At 70.5% G+C, this 18,136-nt stretch carries 8 protein-coding genes; all 8 read left to right on the plus strand.

The features are described 5' to 3' along the window. Positions 1-42: 42 nt before the first annotated feature. A complete protein-coding gene (locus ABSH63_RS01640; RefSeq protein WP_352886816.1) occupies positions 43-8,421 on the plus strand; it encodes an SDR family NAD(P)-dependent oxidoreductase in 8,379 nt (2,792 codons plus the stop codon). Positions 8,422-8,424: 3 nt separating this feature from the next. Then, positions 8,425-13,206, plus strand: a complete 4,782-nt coding sequence (locus ABSH63_RS01645) for a beta-ketoacyl synthase N-terminal-like domain-containing protein (RefSeq protein ID WP_352886819.1) — start codon at positions 8,425-8,427, stop codon at positions 13,204-13,206. 44 nt (positions 13,207-13,250) lie between these two features. Further along, positions 13,251-14,882: an alkaline phosphatase family protein gene (locus tag ABSH63_RS01650; protein ID WP_352886821.1), complete on the plus strand. Its 1,632-nt coding sequence runs from the start codon at positions 13,251-13,253 to the stop codon at positions 14,880-14,882. A 172-nt stretch (positions 14,883-15,054) separates the two neighbouring features. Then, positions 15,055-15,939: a CatB-related O-acetyltransferase gene (locus tag ABSH63_RS01655; RefSeq protein WP_352886823.1), complete on the plus strand. Its 885-nt coding sequence runs from the start codon at positions 15,055-15,057 to the stop codon at positions 15,937-15,939. Further along, the gene (locus ABSH63_RS01660; protein WP_352886825.1) at positions 15,939-16,136 is read left to right on the plus strand and encodes a phosphopantetheine-binding protein; all 198 of its coding nucleotides are present in this window, start codon (positions 15,939-15,941) and stop codon (positions 16,134-16,136) included. Before ABSH63_RS01655 ends, ABSH63_RS01660 begins: the two co-directional genes overlap by 1 nt. Positions 16,137-16,224: 88 nt before the next feature. Then, positions 16,225-16,845 (plus strand): TetR/AcrR family transcriptional regulator, encoded by a 621-nt coding sequence (locus ABSH63_RS01665; RefSeq protein WP_352886827.1) that lies wholly within the window; start codon positions 16,225-16,227, stop codon positions 16,843-16,845. 46 nt (positions 16,846-16,891) lie between these two features. Continuing rightward, entirely contained in the window at positions 16,892-17,485 is a 594-nt protein-coding gene (gene yjgA, locus ABSH63_RS01670) for a ribosome biogenesis factor YjgA (protein ID WP_352886829.1), read from the plus strand. A 30-nt stretch (positions 17,486-17,515) separates the two neighbouring features. Beyond that, a complete protein-coding gene (locus tag ABSH63_RS01675) occupies positions 17,516-18,133 on the plus strand; it encodes a glutathione S-transferase family protein (protein WP_352886832.1) in 618 nt (205 codons plus the stop codon). Positions 18,134-18,136 lie beyond the last annotated feature (3 nt).

Genomic DNA, 18,136 nt, shown 5'->3' on the forward strand with positions numbered 1-18,136 from the left:
GCCGGATCCGGGAAGAACCGGCGCGAGGCAGGGAGTGCTGACGTGAAGACATTCGACGTGTTCGGGCTGTGTCCGGCAGACCTCGCCCACCCGGGTCTGGCCGTCGCGGTCAGCCGCAGCGGCGGCTGCGGCCTGCTCGACCTGACCGCGGTCCGCGATGCCGGCGCTGCGCGCCGCAACTTCGATCGGCTGCTGCACGCCTCGACCGGCGCGATCGGTCTGCGCATCGACGCGGAACACGCGGCGCTCGCCGCCGATCTGTTGACCCTCGCCGGCGCGCGCCGCCTGCATCTGATGATCGCCGGCGATGCCGCCGCGCAGCGCGCGCTGCGCACGCGCCTGGGCCCCGGCCCGCAGCATGTGTGGCTCGCCGAAGTGGGCAAGGCCGACGACGCCGCGCTACTCGAGGCGCATGTCGATGCGCTGGTCGCGCGCGGCATGGAGGCCGGCGGCTGGGTCGGCGGGGACAGCAGCTTCGTGCTGCTGCAGAAGCTCGCCGGTCGCGTTGCCAAGCCGCTATACGCGGCCGGCGGCATCGGACTGCGCGCCGCCGCCGCCTGTCGCGCCGCCGGCGCCGCCGGCGTCGTGCTCGACGACGCGCTGCTGCTGCTCGACGAATCGCCGCTGCCGGCGGCGCTGCAGAACGAACTGGCGCGCCTCGACGGTGGCGCATGCCGGCCGCTCGGCGAGCTGTTCGATCGCGCCTGCCGCGTCTACGCCAAACCGGCGAACGCGCTGCTCAAGCAGAGCGAGGCCGAAACGCGCCGCGCCGAAGCCGGCGAGCTCGACGTGAACCTGTGGACGCAGAAGCTTCAGGCGCGCCTGGGCTGGAGCGAGGACGCGCTGCTGCCGCTGGGTCAGGCGATCGGCCTGTCGGCGATCTATCGCACGCACTTGGGCTCGGCCGGCCGTCTCGTGCAGGCGGTGCGCCGCTGCGCGCAGCAGCAGCCGATGCGCGCCGCCGCGCAAAACCCGCTCGGCGCCGGTTCGGCGCTGGCAGTCTCGCACGGCACCCGTTATCCGCTGGTGCAGGGGCCGATGACGCGCGTGTCCGACTCGCCGGCCTTCGCCGCCGAAGTGGCCAAGGCCGGCGCGCTGCCGTTTCTTGCGCTCGCGCTGATGCGCGGCGCGCAGGTGCGCGAGCTGCTCGAACAGACGCGCGCGCGCCTCGGCGATGCGCCCTGGGGCGTGGGCATGCTCGGCTTCGTGCCCCAAGCACTGTTCGAGGAGCAGTGCGCCGCGATCTGGGCCTTTGCACCGCCCGAGCGGCCGCGTTACGCGCTGATCGCCGGCGGCCGCCCGGACCAGGCCGCGGCATTCGAGTCGCGCGGCATCCCCACCTACATCCACGCGCCGACGCCGGCCTTGCTCAAGCTGTATCTGGAGCAAGGCGTGCGGCGCTTCGTGTTCGAGGGCCGCGAGTGCGGCGGTCACGTCGGCCCGATCGCGAGCTTCCCGCTGTGGGAGCAGATGATCGAGCTCTTGCTGACCGCGGTACCGGCCGGCGAGGAGAAGAACATCCACGTGCTGTTCGCCGGCGGCGTGCACGACGCCCTGTCCGGCGCGATGCTCGCGGCGATGGTCGCACCGCTGGCCGAGCGCGGCATGAAGCTCGGCGCGCTGATGGGAACGGCGTATCTGTTCACGCGTGAGATCGTGGCGAGCGGCGCCATCGTGCAGACCTTCCAGGACGAGGCGCTGCGCTGCACGCGCACGGTCAATCTCGAATCCGGACCCGGCCACGCCTCGCGCTGCGTCGACACGCCGTTCGCGCGCACGTTCTTCGATGAGCGCCGCCGCCTGCTGCGCGAGCAGCGCAGCGTCGAGGACATCCGCGACGCCCTCGAAGACCTCAACCTGGGCCGCCTGCGCATCGCCGCCAAGGGACTGGACCGCGGCGCCGACGGCAAGATCGTCGTCGTGCCCGAGGACCGTCAGCGCAGCGACGGCATGTACATGATCGGTCAGGTGGCGACGCTGCGCGATCGCGTGCAGACGCTGGCCGAGCTGCACGCGGAGGTCTGCGACGGTGCCGCGCAGCGCCTCGAGGCCCAGGCCGGCGCGGCGCAGGCGCGCGCGGCCGAGGCCCGGCCGTCCGACGTCGCCATCGTCGGCATCGGCGTGACCCTGCCCGGCGCGAACTCGCCAGACGACTACTGGGAGCTGATCCTCAAGCAGCGCTCGGTCCTGCGCGAGGCGCCGCGCGAGCGCTGGGATCCGGCGCTGTTCTACGACCCGGACCCCAAGGCGCGCGACAAGGTCTACTCGAAGTGGGGCGGCTTTCTCGACGAGGTGCCGTTCGATCCGCTCAAGTTCGGCATTCCGCCCAAGTCGATGAAGGCGATCGACCCGCTGCAGTTGCTGACGCTCGAAACCGCGGTACGCACCCTCGCCGACGCCGGCTACGCCGATGGCGGCTTCGATCGCGAACGCGCCTCGGTGATTCTCGGCGCCGGCGGCGGCGCCGGCGATCTGGGCCAGCAGTACGCGATGCGCGCCGAGCTGCCGCGCTTCGTCGAAAACCTTTCGCCCGAAGTCTGGGAGCGTCTGCCGGAATGGACCGAGGAGTCCTTCGCCGGCACCCTGCTCAACGTCGCCGCCGGTCGCATCGCCAATCGCCTCGACTTCGGCGGCGTGAACTACACCGTGGATGCCGCCTGCGGGTCATCGCTGGCGGCGATCAGCCTCGCCGTGTACGAACTCGAAACCGGGCGCAGCGACCTGGTGCTGGCCGGCGGCTTCGACACCACGCAGTCGGCGTTTGCGTTCATGGCCTTCGCCAAGACCCAGGCGCTCTCGCCGAGCGGCAGGCCGCGCACCTTCGACCAGGCCGCGGACGGCATCGCCATCTCCGAGGGCGTGGCCATGGTCGCGCTCAAACGCCTGGCCGATGCCGAGCGCGACGGCGACCGCATCTATGCGGTGATCAAGGCCGCCGCCGGCTCCAGCGACGGCAGGGCCCTGGGCCTGACCGCGCCGCGCACCGAAGGCCAGGTGCGCGCACTCGAACGCGCCTATGCCAAGGCCGGCTTCTCGCCGGCGACGCTGGACCTGATCGAAGCGCACGGTACCGGCACGCCGGTCGGCGATCGCACCGAGGCGCAGACGGTGGCGCGCGCGCTCACCGACGGCGGCGCGGCGCCGAAGACCGCGGCGATCGGCTCGGTCAAGACCATTCTCGGCCACACCAAGGCCGCGGCCGGCGCCGCCGGCCTGATCAAGGTCGCGCTGGCGCTATACCACCGCACGCTGCCCGGCCACTACGGGGTCGAAAAACCGATCGACGTGCTCGCCGACCCGCAGGCGCCGATCTACCTGCTCAAGCACGCGCGCGCGTGGCTGACGCCGGGGGCGCACCCACGGCGCGCCGCAGTCTCGGCCTTCGGATTCGGCGGCACCAACTTCCACGCGGTGCTGGAAGAATACGCCGGCGCCGGCGGCAGCGCCGGCGGCGCGCGCTGGCCCTGCGAACTGTTCCTGTGGCGCGCCACCGACACGGCCCAGCTCCAGCACGAACTGGAACGCGTCCGCGACGCCATTCCCGCCGGCAGCCCGCTGCAGCCCGGCGTGCTCGCGCTGGCGCTCGCGCGCCAGGCCGATCTCAAGCGCGGCCGGCCGGTCGCACTCGCCATCGTCGCCGCCGATCTCGATGCGCTCAAGCAAGACATCGCGCGCGTGCTCGCGCATCTGCAGGGCGACGCCAAAGCGCTGCCGCCGCACATCCGCCTGAACCGCGAAACACCGGCCGACAGCCCCGCCGTCGGTTTTCTGTTCCCGGGCCAGGGCGCGCAGTACGTCGACATGTGCCGCGAGACCGCGCTGCACGTCGACGAACTGCGCAGCGCCGTCGAACTCGCCGAGGCGAGTCTGCGCGAGGTGCTGCCCGAGCGCCTGAGCGCGCGCATCTGGCCGCCGGCCGCCTTCGATGCCGAGACCGAGAATCAGCAGAACGCCGCGATCACCGATACCCGCTACGCGCAACCGGCGATCGGTGCGCTGTCGCTGGGCTATCTCGGCCTCGCGCAGCGCCTGGGGCTGTCGGCGGTCGCCACCGGCGGCCACAGCTACGGCGAGTACAGCGCGCTGATGGCCTCGGGCGCGATCGACCCGATCGACTTCCTGCGCCTGTCGGCGATCCGCGGTGCGGCCATGGCCGAGGCCGCGCGGCAGACCGAAGCCGGCGGCATGGCCGCGGTGCAGGCGCCGCGCGCAAAGATCGAGGCGCTGATTGCGAATCTCGACGGCGTGGTCATCGCCAATCACAACGCCCCCGAACAGAGCGTGATCTCCGGGCCCAAGGCCCAGATCGAGCGGGCCGTGACGCGACTCGGCGAGGCCGGTGTGCGCACGGTGCCGTTGCCGGTGTCGGGCGCCTTCCACACGGCGCTGATGGCACCGGCGCAGCCGCCGCTGTCGCGGGCGATTCACGCGACGCGCTTTTGCGCGCCCGCGCTCGCGGTGTTCGCCAACCGCGACGGCCAGCCGTACCCGCGCGAGCCGCAGGCGGTGCAACAGCAGCTCGATGCGCATCTGCTGCAGCCGGTGGAGTTCGTCGCCCAGATCGAGGCGATGTACGCGGCCGGCGTGCGCGTGTTCCTCGAACTCGGACCGCGCGGCATCTGCGCCGCGCTGGTGCGCCAGATTCTCGCCGGCCGCGACGACGCGCGCGCAGTATCGCTCGATAGCGGCATGCAGGGCATGAAGAGTCTGCAATTGGGCCTTGCCGAGCTGTTCGTCGCCGGCGTGCGCTTCGACGCCGCCGCGCTGCACGCCGGCCGCGGCCTGCCGCTGATCGAACCGGCGGCGCTGGCGCAGCACGCCGCGCAACCGACCTACGCCAGACACATCTGGTGGCTGTCCGGCGGCTGCGCGCGCGGCCCGGACGAAAGCGAGCGCCGCACCGGCAAGCTGCCGGCGCTGACCAAGGCTGCGCGCGACGCGGCGCGGGCGAAACTCGAAACTCAAATCCCGCCGCCAGCGGCACCGGCGGCGGCGCCGAGCCCCACCGCCGGCACGTCGAACGGGCTGTCGAACGAAGCCCTGCTCGCCTACCAGCAGACCATGCGCCAGTTCCTCGCACTGCAGGAGCGCGTGCTGCAGCAGTTCCTCGGTGGTGCCGCGCCAGTGCCCGCCGCAAACCCGGTCATGCCGACGCTGCCCGCCGCGCCGGCGCAGCCGCCAGGCGCCGCTGTGCCGGCGCCATCCGAACACCAGCGCGTCGAGCCGCAGCAGCACGGTGGACCGACACGACCGGCGCAGGCCACGTCTCACGTCTCACCGCTCACGTCTCACGACTCACGTCTCAGCTCTTCCGATGCCGTGGACTTCAAGTCCACGCTGCTGACCCTGGTGGCCGAGCGCACCGGCTATCCGACCGAGATGCTCGATCTCGACGCCGATCTGGAAGCGGACCTCGGCATCGACTCGATCAAGCGCGTCGAAATCATCGGCGCCTTGCAGAAGGCGCTGCCGGAAGCCATCGCCGCCGGCATCAAGTCGCACATGGCGCGCTACACCAAGGCGCGCACGCTCAAGGCCGTGCTGGCCGAACTGGCGACGCTCGAAGCTGCCGCAGCGCCTGCGCAAGCGGACGCCACGTCTCACGTCTCACAACTCACCTCTCACGGCAGCGTCGACTTCAAATCCACGCTGCTGACCCTGGTCGCCGAGCGCACCGGCTATCCCACCGAGATGCTCGATCTCGACGCCGATCTGGAAGCGGACCTCGGCATCGACTCGATCAAGCGCGTCGAAATCATCGGCGCCTTGCAGAAGGCGCTGCCGGAAGCCATCGCCGCCGGCATCAAGTCGCACATGGCGCGCTACACTAAGGCGCGCACGCTCAAGGCCGTGCTGGCCGAACTGGCGACGCTCGAAGCTGCCGCAGCGCCGGCTCCGGCACAGACCACGTCTCACGACTCACGCCTCACGTCTCACGACTCACTCTCCGTCTCTGGCGACCGCGGCGACGCTGTCCCCCTGCCCCGCTACGTGGTCAAGTCGCGCGCCGCCCCGCTGGCGGGAAACCCCGTGGACCTCAGCGGCCTCGCCCTGCTGCTCGGCGCCGACGATGCGATCCGCGACGGCCTCGCCCGCACGCTGCGCGCACGCGGCCTAACGCCGGTCGGCATCGATGCCACGGATGCGGATGCCCTGCGCAACGCGATCGACGCCGCGCGCGCGCGGCACGGCCCGGTGCGTGCGCTGCTACACCTGCACGGCCTCGGCGCCGCAGCGGCCGACGACATCGACGCCTGGCGCGCGCTCTATCGCCGCGACCTGTTGAGCCTGTTCCACGCGCTGCAGCACTGCCATGACGAGCTGGCGGGCGCGCGCGTGCTCGCCGCCAGCCGCCTCGGCGGCACCTTCGGTCGCGATGCGATCGGCGACGGCGGCCCGCTCGCCGGCGGTGCCTGCGGTCTGCTCAACTGCCTGCGCATCGAACAGCCGGACTGCCGCGCGCGCGCGGTCGACTTCGACGGTCATACCGACGACGAGGTCGTCGAGCTGCTCGCCGCCGAGCTGTTCGCCGACGACGCCGAGACCGAGGCCGGCTACATCGGCCGCGAACGCTACGGCGCGGCGACGTTGGCGCAGCCTCTGACGGCCACGCCGTTCGCGGCCGGTCTCAGCCCCCGATCCGATTGGGTGGTGTTGGCCAGCGGCGGCGCGCGCGGCATCACCGCGCAGATCATCGCGACGATGGCGCGGCCGGGCATGCACCTGGTGCTGCTCGGCCGTACGCCCGAGCCCGCGGCGGAAGCCGAGTCCACGGCCCGTCATGCCGATGCCGACGCCTTGCGCAAGGCACTGCTGGCCGAGCGCCTCGCGCGCGGCGAGCGTCCGCGCCCGGTCGAGATCGAGGCCGATGTCAGCCGCATCCTCGTCGAGCGCGAGCTGCGCGCGAACCTCGCGCGCCTGCGCGCGACCGGCGCCACGGTCGACTATCGCGCCGTCGACGCACGCGACGCCGATGCCTTCGGCGCGCTGATCGACGAGCTGTACGCGCGGCACGGCCGCATCGACGCCGTGCTGCACGCCGCCGGCGTGATCGAGGACAAGCTGATCAAGGACAAGCGCGCCGATTCCTTCGAGCGCGTGCTCGCCACCAAGCTCGATCCGGCCTTCGTGCTCGCGCGCAGGCTGCGGCCCGAATCGCTCAAGCTGATTGCCTTCTTCACCTCGGTCGCCGGCCGCTACGGCAATCGCGGCCAGGCCGACTATGCCGCCGCCAACGAGGCATTGAACCGCCTCGCCTGGGAGCTGCAACGCCGCTGGACCCAGACCCGCGTGATCGCGGTGAACTGGGGCCCCTGGGAGGCCGGCATGGCCAACGCCGCGATCCAGGCACAGTTGCGCGAACGCGGCATGGAGCCGATCGGCATCGCCGCCGGCTGCCGCTTCTTCCTCGACGAGCTGGCGAGCGGGCCGCGCCACGAGGTCGAGCTCGTCGCCGGCCGCGGACCGTGGGGGCAGATGCAGCCACCCGCCGCCACCGCGCAGACGGCGGCGCCGCGCCACGCCTTCGTGCGCAAGCCGGCGCGCATCGGCGTCGGCGGCGCGGTTGCGCTCGACCTGCACCTGACCCTCGCCGAGGACCCCTGGCTACGCGATCACCTGATCGACGGCCAGCCGGTGGTGCCGCTCGGCGTCGCGCTGGAAACGATGGCGCAGTTCGTCGCGCAGAACTGGCCCGGCTGGTGCGTGGCCGAGGTGCAGGACCTGCAGATGCGCGCGCCGCTGCACATCGACCCCGAGCATGGCAGCGACATCGTGCTGCGCGCGAAGGCGGCCACGCACGCGCAGGCCGACGGCCAGGTCATCACCGTGCAGCTCGGCGGCGCGCGCCGTGGCGAGGATCCTTACTTTCGCGCCAACGTGGTGCTGCGGCAGACGCCGCCCGCCGCCGCAGCGCCGCAGCTCGCGGCGCTCGCCGAACGCGATCCGATGGACGCCGCCGACGCCTATGCGCGCGTGCTGTGCCGCGGCGAGCGTCTGCGCGTGATCGAACGTATCGACGCGCTCGCCGCCAACGGCGCTGCCGGTCGTGTGCGCGCCAGCAACGCCGCGCGCTTCGTCACCGCCTGCGATGCGCCGTGGCTGTTCGATCCGGCGCTGCTCGACGCACTGACCCAGCTCGCCTTCGTCTGGGCCCACCGCCAGCGCGGCCACGGCGTGCTGCCGCTGCGCGTGGGTCGCGTGCGTCGCTATGGCGATGCGCCCACGGGCCGCGTCGCGCTGGTGCAGCACTTGGTCGCGCTGTCGGACGAGCGGCTGCGCGTCGACGCCGAGTTCACCGACGCCCAGGGCGTACTGCGCTACGCGGTCGACGACTTCGTGCACACGATGAACGCCGCGCTCAGCCGGCTCGCACCCAGCTCGCCCGACTACGTGCGGCCGGGTCTCGGCCAGCGCGGCTGACCCGTGGCGCGGCCGCTCGACATCGCCATCATCGGTCTCGCCGGGGTCTACCCCGGCGCCAAGGACGCGCGTGCGTTCTGGCAGAACATCTGCGCCAAGGTCGACGCGATCAGCGAGGCACCGGCCGACTGGGTCGGCCCGTACTTCGAGCCGGGCACGAATGCCGACGACCGCATCTACACCACGCGCGGCGGCTTCCTGCACGAACTCGCCCACGTCGATCCGCTCGAAGTTGGGCTGATGCCGAGCGTCGCCGCCGGCGCCGATCCGGATCACCTGCTCGCGCTCAAGCTCGCGCGCGATGCGCTCGCCGACGCCGGTTACGCCCAGGGCAAGGGCATCGACGGTTCGCGCGCCGGCGTCGTCATCGCGCGCGGCACCTACGGCAACCGCGGGCTGGCCAGCATGCTCGCGCGCGGCTTCTTCATGGATCAAATGATGGACGTGATCCGGCAGTTGCGGCCGGACTTCACCGAGGCCGAGATCCGCGCGCTGCAGACCGATCTGAAGAAGCAGTTGCCGCCCTACGGCGGTGACTTCGTCGGTGTGCTCACGCCCAACGTCATCGCCGGCCTGATCGCCAACCGCCTCGATTTCATGGGGCCGAGCTACATCGTCGATGCCGCCTGTGCCTCGGCGCTGATCGCGCTCGATCAGGCGGTGCAGGAACTCACCAGCGGCCGCTGCGACCTGATGCTGTGCGGCGGCACCCAGGCGCAGACGCCGCCGCAGCTCTTCATCCAGTTCTGCCAGATCCAGGCCTTGTCGCGCGATCGCCTGCGCCCGTTCCAGAAAGGCGCGGACGGCACCCTGCTCGGCGAGGGCAGCGGCATGCTGGTGCTCAAGCGCCTCGCCGATGCCGAGGCCGCCGGCGATCGCATCTACGCGGTGATCAAGGGCATCGGCACGGCCTCCGACGGCAAGGCCAAGGGCCTGCTCGCGCCGCGTCTGGAAGGCGAGGTGCTGGCGCTGCGCCGCGCTTACGAAAGCTCCGGCATCGACCCGCTGACCGTCGATCTGATCGAGGCGCACGGCACCGGCACCGTCGTCGGCGACAAGACCGAGATCGAAGCGCTGACCGAGGTGTTCGGCGCGCGCGGCAGAGGTCCTAAGATCGCGATCTCGGCGGTCAAGTCGATGATCGGCCACTGCCTGCCGGCAACCGGCACCGCGTCGCTGATCAAGACCGCGCTGGCGCTGCACCACAAGGTGCTGCCGCCGATGCTCTGCGACGAGCCTGACCCGGCGCTAAATCTGGAACGCACGCCGCTGTACATCAACAACCAGACGCGGCCGTGGGTACACGGTGGCGAGACCCCGCGGCGCGCCGGCGTCAATGCCTTCGGCTTCGGCGGCATCAACGCGCACGTCGTGCTCGAAGAGTACGTGCCGGCACTGGCGAAGACGCAGGTCGGCGTACTCAACACGCCGGAATCCGGCGAAGTGTTCCTGCTCGCCGCGGACAGCCGCGACCGCCTCGTCGAACTCGCGCAGGCTGCGCTGGCGCAGCTCGATGCTGCCTTGCCGTTGACGCCGGCCGAAGTCGCGCGCGCCGCGAGCGCGCACACGCGCGGCGCGCACCGGCTCGCCATCGTCTGCGACGGTGCCGCCGATCTGCGCAAGAAGCTCGGCAGCGCGCTCGACAAGCTCGCCAGCGCGGACGCGGCGCCGTTCAAGACCCGCAACGGCGTGTACTACGGTCATGGGCAGGCACCCGGCAAGCTGTGCCTGCTGTTCCCGGGCGAGGGTTCGCAATACCCCGACATGCTGCGCGAGCTCGCGCTGCGCTTTCCGCAGGTGCGCGCGGGCTTCGACTTCATCGAGGACGCCGCGCGCCGCCGCGGCAGCCGCTCGCGCGCGGCGCTGGTGTATCCCGCGCCGACCGGCTACGACGCCGCGCAGCGCGCCGAACTCGAAGCCGCGCTGCAGACGATGGATGTCGGCGCCGAAAGCGTGTTCGCGGCGAGCCTCGCACTGCAGCGGCTCTACGACGACCTCGCCCTGCACTTCGACGCGATGCTCGGTCACTCCACCGGCGAGAACACCGCGCTGACCGCCTCGGGCGTGCGCCGCTACGCCTCGACCGACGAGCTCGCCGAGGCGGTGCAGGCGGTCCATGGTCTGTACCGGCGCCTCGACGCCGAAGGACGCATCGTCCACGGCACGCTGCTGTCCGTGGGCGGACTCGACGAGGCGATGCGCGCCGAGCTGCTCGCCGGCGATCACGGCCTGCAACTGGCGATGGACAACTGCCCGAACCAGCTCGTGCTGTTCGGTACGCCCGAGGCGGCCGAGCGGCTGCGTGAGCAGCTCTCGGCACAGGGCGCGATCTGCCAGGCGCTGGCCTTCGGTCGCGCTTACCACACGCCGCTGTTCAAACCGATGGCCGACGCCTTCCGCGACTACTTCCGCGCGCTCGACTTCGGTCCCGGCCGCGTGCCGCTGTACAGCGCGCGCAGTTGCGCGCCGTTTCCGGACGACGCCGCGGCCATCCGCGAACTGGCCGCGCAGCAGTGGGAAAACCCGGTGCGCTTCACCGAGACGCTGCGGCGACTCTACGACGACGGCTACCGCGTGTTTCTCGAAGTCGGTCCCGGCGGCACTCTCACCTCGTTCGTCGCCGACACGCTGCGCGACAAGTCCGACGTGATCGCCATCGCCAGCGACAACCGCCGCCGCGGCAGCCTGACGCAGTTCCACACCGCACTGGCGACGCTGTTCGCCGCCGGCATCGTCTTCGATCCGCGCAAGCTGTACGCGCATCGCGATGTCGCCGAGTTCGATCTGCTCGCGCCGCCGCGTGTGCCGAAGACGGGTGCGCCCAAGCAAGCCCTGCGCATGCCGCAGGTGGTGTTGCCGGCGCAGTGGAAGCGGCCGTTGCCGGCGACCTCCCCTCTCCCGCAAGCGGGAACGGCGAACGAGGATGCGCGCCTCGCCCTGCTGCGCAGCCACTTCGCGCTGATGCAGGACTTTCTCGACAGCCAGGCGCGCGTGCTCGGTCTGGTCGCGGGCGTGGCAACGACGGTGACACCGACGGCCCCAGCGCCGGGGCTCGATCCCGCCTACCCGCTGCTCGGCACCGTGCGCGAGCAAAGCGACGCGCATCTGGTGATGGAACGCCGCTTCGATCTCGACACCGACGCCTTCCTGCGCGATCACTGCATCGGCGGCGCGCCGAGCGCGCGCGATCCTTCGCTGCTGGCGATTCCGGTGATGCCGTTCACCTTCAGCCTCGAAATCTGCGCCGAGGCGGCGGCCAAGCTGGTCGGATGCGCCGACCTCAAGGTGGTCGCCCTCGAACACGCCCGCGGCAGCCGCTGGCTGTCGCTCGACGACGGTGCGCTCCACCTGCGCATCGCCGCCGAGCGCATCCCCACGCAGAACGACGAAGCCGCGCGCGTGCACGTGCGCCTGTTCCTGCTCGGCGACGCCGCACCGAGCGGCGGCGTGATCGTGTTCGAGGCGCAGGTGCTGCTCGCCGCCGACTACCTGCCGGCGCCGCCGCCGCTGGACTGGCCGGGCGCCGACGCCAAGCCGCCGCGCTTCAACGCCGACGACGCGCTGTACACGCGCGGCATGTTCCACGGCCCGCGCCTGCAGGGCGCGAAGAAGCTGCTGCGCTGGAACGCGCAGGCGATCGACATGGAACTGACGACGCTGCCGACGCAAGACTGGTTCGGCTTCACCCAGGCGCCGCGGCTGCAACTGGACGCGGCGCTCGCCGACGTGCTCGGCCAGACCTTTTACTACTGGCTGCAGGAGCAGCACGGCGGCCTCGTCAACTGCTTCCCCTACGCCATCGGCCGGCTGACGCTGCACGCGCCGCCGCTGCCGGCCGGCACGCCGCTCTACAGCCGCGCGCGGCTGCAGGTACCGGCGCCGGATCGCCTGAGCGCCGATGTCGAGGCCCGCGATGCGCAGAATCGCGTGGTCATGCGCGCCACGCAGTGGGAAGACCGAACCTTCGAGGTGCCGGAGCGCTTCTACCGTTTCCGTCTGCAGCCGGCACGGAACTTTCTCGGCGAGGTGTGGATGGACGGCCTGCTGCCGCCGGGGCTGCACGCGCGGCGTGTCGCGCCGTTCGACGACGATCTGCTCGCCTCGGGTGGCGGCATCTGGGGCCGCGGCCTCGCCCACATGGTGCTGAATCGTGCCGAACGCGCGCGCTGGTACGCGCTGCCGGCCGCAGGCCCGCGTCGCGAGGAATGGCTGCTCGGACGCATCGCGGCGAAGGAGGCCGCGCGCGACTGGCTGCGCACGCGTCATCGGCTCGAACTCGCCAGCGCCGACATCGAGATCGTCGGCGACGATCGCGGCCGCCCCGAGATCCGCATCGATGCGCTGCCCCATGCGGCCATGCCGGCGCTGTCGATCGCGCACAGCCACGGCTTTGCGGCAGCGGTCGTGGCCGACCCGGGCCTTGCGGTCGGCTTGGACTACCAGCGCCTGCGCTCGATCCGCGCCAACGAGTTGATCCAGGGCGCCTTCGGCGACGCCGAGCAACATTGGTTCGCAAAGCTCGACGAGGGCGAGCGCGGTCTGGTCGCCACCGCACTGTGGTGCGCCAAGGAGGCCGCGTCCAAGGCCGCCGGCACGGGCCTTCAAGGCCGGCCGCTGGACTGGGTCGTGAGCGCCTGCCAGCTCGATCCGCGCAGCGTTGCCTTCGGTTCTGCACAGGTCGTGCACGCCGGTCGGGTTTATGATGTGGCCCTGCAGTTCGAAGGCCGCGACGCGATCAGCGCGCTGTGCCTCGTTGCGGCTCCTGCCCGCCAGCACGTTTCCTGAGCCAGCGCGCCTGCATTCGCGTCGACTTGCCTTTGCATCCCGTCATGTCCGATACCCCCAGCAAGACCAAGACCGCCACCAAGACCCTGTTCATCGGCCTCGATGGCTGCACCTACACCGTGCTCGACCAGATGACGCGCGAGCTGCCGGGCACCGGCATCACGATGCCGTTCATGAAGTCGCTGATCGAGCGCGGCACGCGCGCCAAGCTGCGTTCGACGCCCAATCCCCTGACGCCGCCGGCGTGGTGCTCGATCATGACCGGGCGCAGTCCCGGCGAACATGGCGTGTTCGACTTCATCCGTGCCGAGGATCGCGGTGGCGAGGTCTACTGGACGCTGTACGACGCGCGCGACATCGACTGCGAGACGATCTGGTCGATCTGCTCGCGCAAGAACGTCTCGGTCGCCGCGCTGAACTTCCCGCTGACCGCACCGGCCGCCGAGAACTTCAAGGGCTCGATCGTGCCCGGCTTCATCCCAGCCAAGCACCTGCGTCGCAACACCCATCCACGCGAGCTGTTCGAGCGCATCAAGACCGAGATTCCGGGCTTCGATCCCAAGGAACTCGCCTGGGACTTCGACAAGGAAAAGCAGGCGATGGAGTCGCTGTCCGCCGACGAGACGGCCAAGTGGGTGCGCTATCACCTGCCGCGCGAGGCGCAGTGGTTCAAGGTCGCCGAGTTCATCCTCGACAAGGACCGCCCCGAGTTCATGGCGGTGATGTTCGACGGCACCGACAAGATCCAGCACCAGGCCTGGCCGTGGCTCGACCCGGCGCTGCTGCCCGACAACCCGCAGGGCCACGACAAGCAGATGCGCGAGGTCTGCCTCGAGTACTTCCGCAATCTCGATGGCTACATCGAAAGACTGGTAACGCTCGCCGGGGCCGATACGCAGGTGTTCTTCGCCTCCGACCACGGCTTCACCGCGTCGACCTACGTGCTGCGCATCAACGCCTTTCTCGAAGAAAAAGGGTATCTCGCCTGGGCGCATAGCGACGGCAGTGACATGGCGATCCGCCGCGAGGCCGCGGACTTCGCCAATCTCGACTGGACCAGGACCACGGCCTACTGCCGCACGCCGTCGAGCAACGGCATCCACATCCGCGTCGCCGAAAAGCCAGGCGATCCGGGCATCCGGCCCGAGGACTACGAGAGCTTCCGCGACAAGCTGATCCATGATCTGAAATCGCTGAGGCATCCGCGCACCGGCGCGCCCATCGTCACCGACGTGCTCAAGCGCGAGGTGCATTTTCCGGGACGGCACATGACGCGCGCCTGCGACCTGACGCTGGTGCTGTCGGACCACGGCTTCGTCTCGATCAAGAACCTCAAGCCCTGCGTCGTCGAGCGGCCGCAGGCGATCGGCACGCATCATCCGGACGGCATCTTCATCGCCGCCGGCCCCGGCATCGCGGCCAACGGCATGGTCGAGACGCGGCGCATCGTCGACGTGGCGCCGACCCTGCTGCACAGTCTGGGTTTGCCGGTGCCGGCCGATTTCGAGGGCGAGGTACCGGCATCGTTCTTCGACCCCGACTGGCTCGCCGCGCACCCGGTGAAAAAGGGTGCGCGCACGCGTGCACCCCAGCGGCGCGAGCTCGATGAGGAAATGGACGCCGGCGAGCAGAAGCAGATCATCGAGCAACTCCAGATGCTCGGCTACATGGAGTGAGTCCGCTGGGCAGCCGCGGCGACCGTTCGTCGGCCCGCGACCGCCGTTGCCGCCCGATGCGGTATTTCGCCGGCATGCGCATCGACATCGGCTGACGGGCCGCTCGGCGATCCCGCCGACGACGGCGCGGCTGTGCGCCGCGATCATGGCGGCGAGCGCAAGGACCCGCCCCATGCACCCCGAGAACATTCGTCACGTCGGCCTGATGGCCAAGGATCTGGTCCGCTTTGGACTCAAGGTCTACGAAGGCAAGTCGATCGCCGGCAGCCTCGTCTACGAGAGCCCGGCCTTCATCCTCGATCCGCGCCGGATCAAGAACTGCAAGGTCGGCGCCTTCACCTATTTCAACGGTCACACGACGTCGAGCATGTACGCGACCGAAGTCGGCCGTTACGGACAGATCGGTGAGTCCTGCATCATCGGGCCGCCGGAACACCCGATGGACTGGTTCAGCACGCACATGTTCGCGTTCACCCAGCGCGAATACCTGCCGCGCTTCTACGAGCTCGCCGACGCCGCGCGGCTCGCACCCGATGGTCCCACGCCGACGCCGTTTGCGATCGCACCCAAGACCGTGATCGGCCACGATGCCTATGTCGGTGCCGGTGCCTTCGTCAAACGCGGTGTCACCATCGGCGTCGGCGCGGTCGTCGCCGCGCGCGCGGTGGTGACCCGCGACGTGCCGCCCTACGCGATCGTCGCCGGCACGCCGGCGCGCATCCTACGCTACCGCATCCCCGAACGCCTGATCGAACGCATGCTCGCGCTGCAGTGGTGGCGCTACGATCTGGCTCCGCACAAGCACCGCGTCGACTTCGCCGACGTCGTCGGCACGCTGTCCTACCTCGAAGACGCACGCGAAGCGGGTAAACTCCTGCCGCTCGTGCCGCGGACCTACCGGGTCGAGCGCACCCGCGAGGGCTTCAATCTCGACCGCCTGCCGCAACCGCTCTATTTCGCAGAATCCGAATGTCCGTCAGCGACACCTATCTCGAACGACTCGTCACCCTCCTTGCGGACTTCACGCAGGACTGGGACCACGAGTTTGCCGGCGTGATGAACCGCGACACGCGGCTGTTCGCCGATCTGGGCTTCGAGTCGATCGACATCATCCAGCTCGTCGTCGCGATCCAGGAAGACATCCTCAAGCGCAAGCTGTCCTTCGACAGGCTGCTGATGAAGGACGGCCGCTACGTCGACGACCTGTCGATCGGCCAGATCGCCGACTTCCTCGCCGCCCACGCCCCCGCCTGATCCTCCGGCATCCGCCGGCTCTGGGCGGCAGCGCGCATTTGCCGCATACTGCCGGCAGATTTTGTCGGACTGTCCACATTGGCCGACGATGCCGACCCGCAAAACCACGACGCGCAAGCGCAGCGGCGCGCCCAAGCGTACCTACCTGAGCCGCGACAGACGCCGGCAGGCGCTGCTCGACGTCGCCTCCGGCATCGTCGAGAGCGAAGGCTGGGCCGCGCTGACGATGAGTGCACTCGCCGAGCGCGGCGGCACCAGCCGCCAGCTCGTCTACCAGCATTTCCCGAGCCTGGAGAAGCTGCTCGCCGACACCGCCTGGCACATCTTCCACGGGACCATGCAGCAGACCCAGGCCTCGATCGCCGCGCACCCGAGCGCGCTCACCGAGGCCGCCAAGGCGTCCGAGTCGTTCACGCTCGACCTGCCGCCGGGCCGCGGCGATGCGCTGTGGCAGCTCGTCGCCGGCACCGCATCGGCGACGCCGGAACTGGAGAAGATCCGCCGCAGTCTGCGACAGGTGATCGTCGGCCTGTGGGCGCCGCTGGTGCGCAAGCAGCTCGGCCTCAACCCCGCGGATGCGCGTGCCTACGCATGGATGGCGGTGATGGCGTTCTGGGGCATGCGCCAGCTCATCCGCGACGGCGAGATCACGCGCACGCGCGGCATCCGGTTGTTCAACGAGTTTCTCGATCGGATCGCCGCCCGGTGAACGCGGACGCGCCGTATCATGGCCACCCGTTGCCGCCGATCCGCCCATGCGCCGCCGTCCCTCGCCAGAAGAATCCGCCGCCGGCGAATCGGCGCCGAGCAAGAGCCAGCGCAAGCGCGAGGACGAGGCGCTGATCGCGCTCGGCGCCGCGCTGCTGGCGCTGCCGCAAGCGCAGCTCGACGCGCTCCCGATGTCGGAGCGCCTGCGCGAGGCCTTTGCCGACTACCGGCGTTTCCCGACGAGGGAGGCGCGCCGCCGGCAGATGCAGTACATCGGCAAGCTGCTGCGCCGCGACGACCCCGCACCGCTCATGCAGGCGCTGGCGGCGCACCGGCGCCTGCGCGACCACGAAACCCGGTCACTGCACGACGCCGAGCAGTGGCGCGAGCGCATCCTCGCCGGCGACGACGGCTGGCAGGCGTGGATCGCCGCCTTCCCCGCCGGCAACACCCGCGCCCTGCGCGGCCTCGTCACCAACGCCCGTCGCGAGAAGGAGCAGGCCGAGCATGTCGCCCGCCAGCGCGGCGAGACGCCGCGCAAGGGCAAGCTCTACCGCGAACTGTTCCAGAAGCTGCGCGCGGTGATGGCGAGTGGTGCGGATCCGAGCGCGAATGGGCCGCGCGACTCATCCTATGATTGACATACTGTCACTTTTCTACCGGACTCCGCCATGAAGCTCTACACCAGCCAGGGCGCCATCAGCCCGGCCCGCGTCCACTTCTTCCTCGCCGAAAAGGGCATCGAGATCGAGCGCGTGCAGGTCAACCTGATGAAGGGCGAGCACAAGACCCCCGAGTACCGCGCGCTCTCACCCAACGGCCGCACGCCGGCGCTGCAGCTCGACGACGGTCGCGTGATCTGCGAGAGCACCGCGATCTGCCACTACTTCGAGGCGCTGCAGCCGACGCCGCCGCTGTGCGGCACGACGCCGGTCGAACGCGCACGCATCGAAATGTGGGATCGCATGATGGAGTTCGAACTGATGCTGCCGATGGCGATGGCCTTCCGACACACCTTTCCCGCGATGAAGGCGCTGGAAGACCAGGTGCCGGAATTCGGCGAGAAGCAGCGCGAGGTCGCGCGCAAGCGCGCCGCGCGGCTCGACCGGCAACTGGCGACGCAGGACTACATCGCCGGCAGCGAGTTTTGCATCGCCGACATCACCGCGTGGTGCTCGTTCCGCTTCTTCCGCATCGCCGGCTTCGACATCACCGACGAGACACCACACCTTGCGGCCTGGTTCGCGCGCATCAAGGCGCGGCCGGCGGCGGCGCAGGCGTTCGCCTGATCG

Origin of the sequence: Sinimarinibacterium thermocellulolyticum (assembly GCF_040327995.1) — a bacterium.
Lineage (GTDB): Bacteria > Pseudomonadota > Gammaproteobacteria > Nevskiales > Nevskiaceae > Solimonas > Solimonas thermocellulolyticum.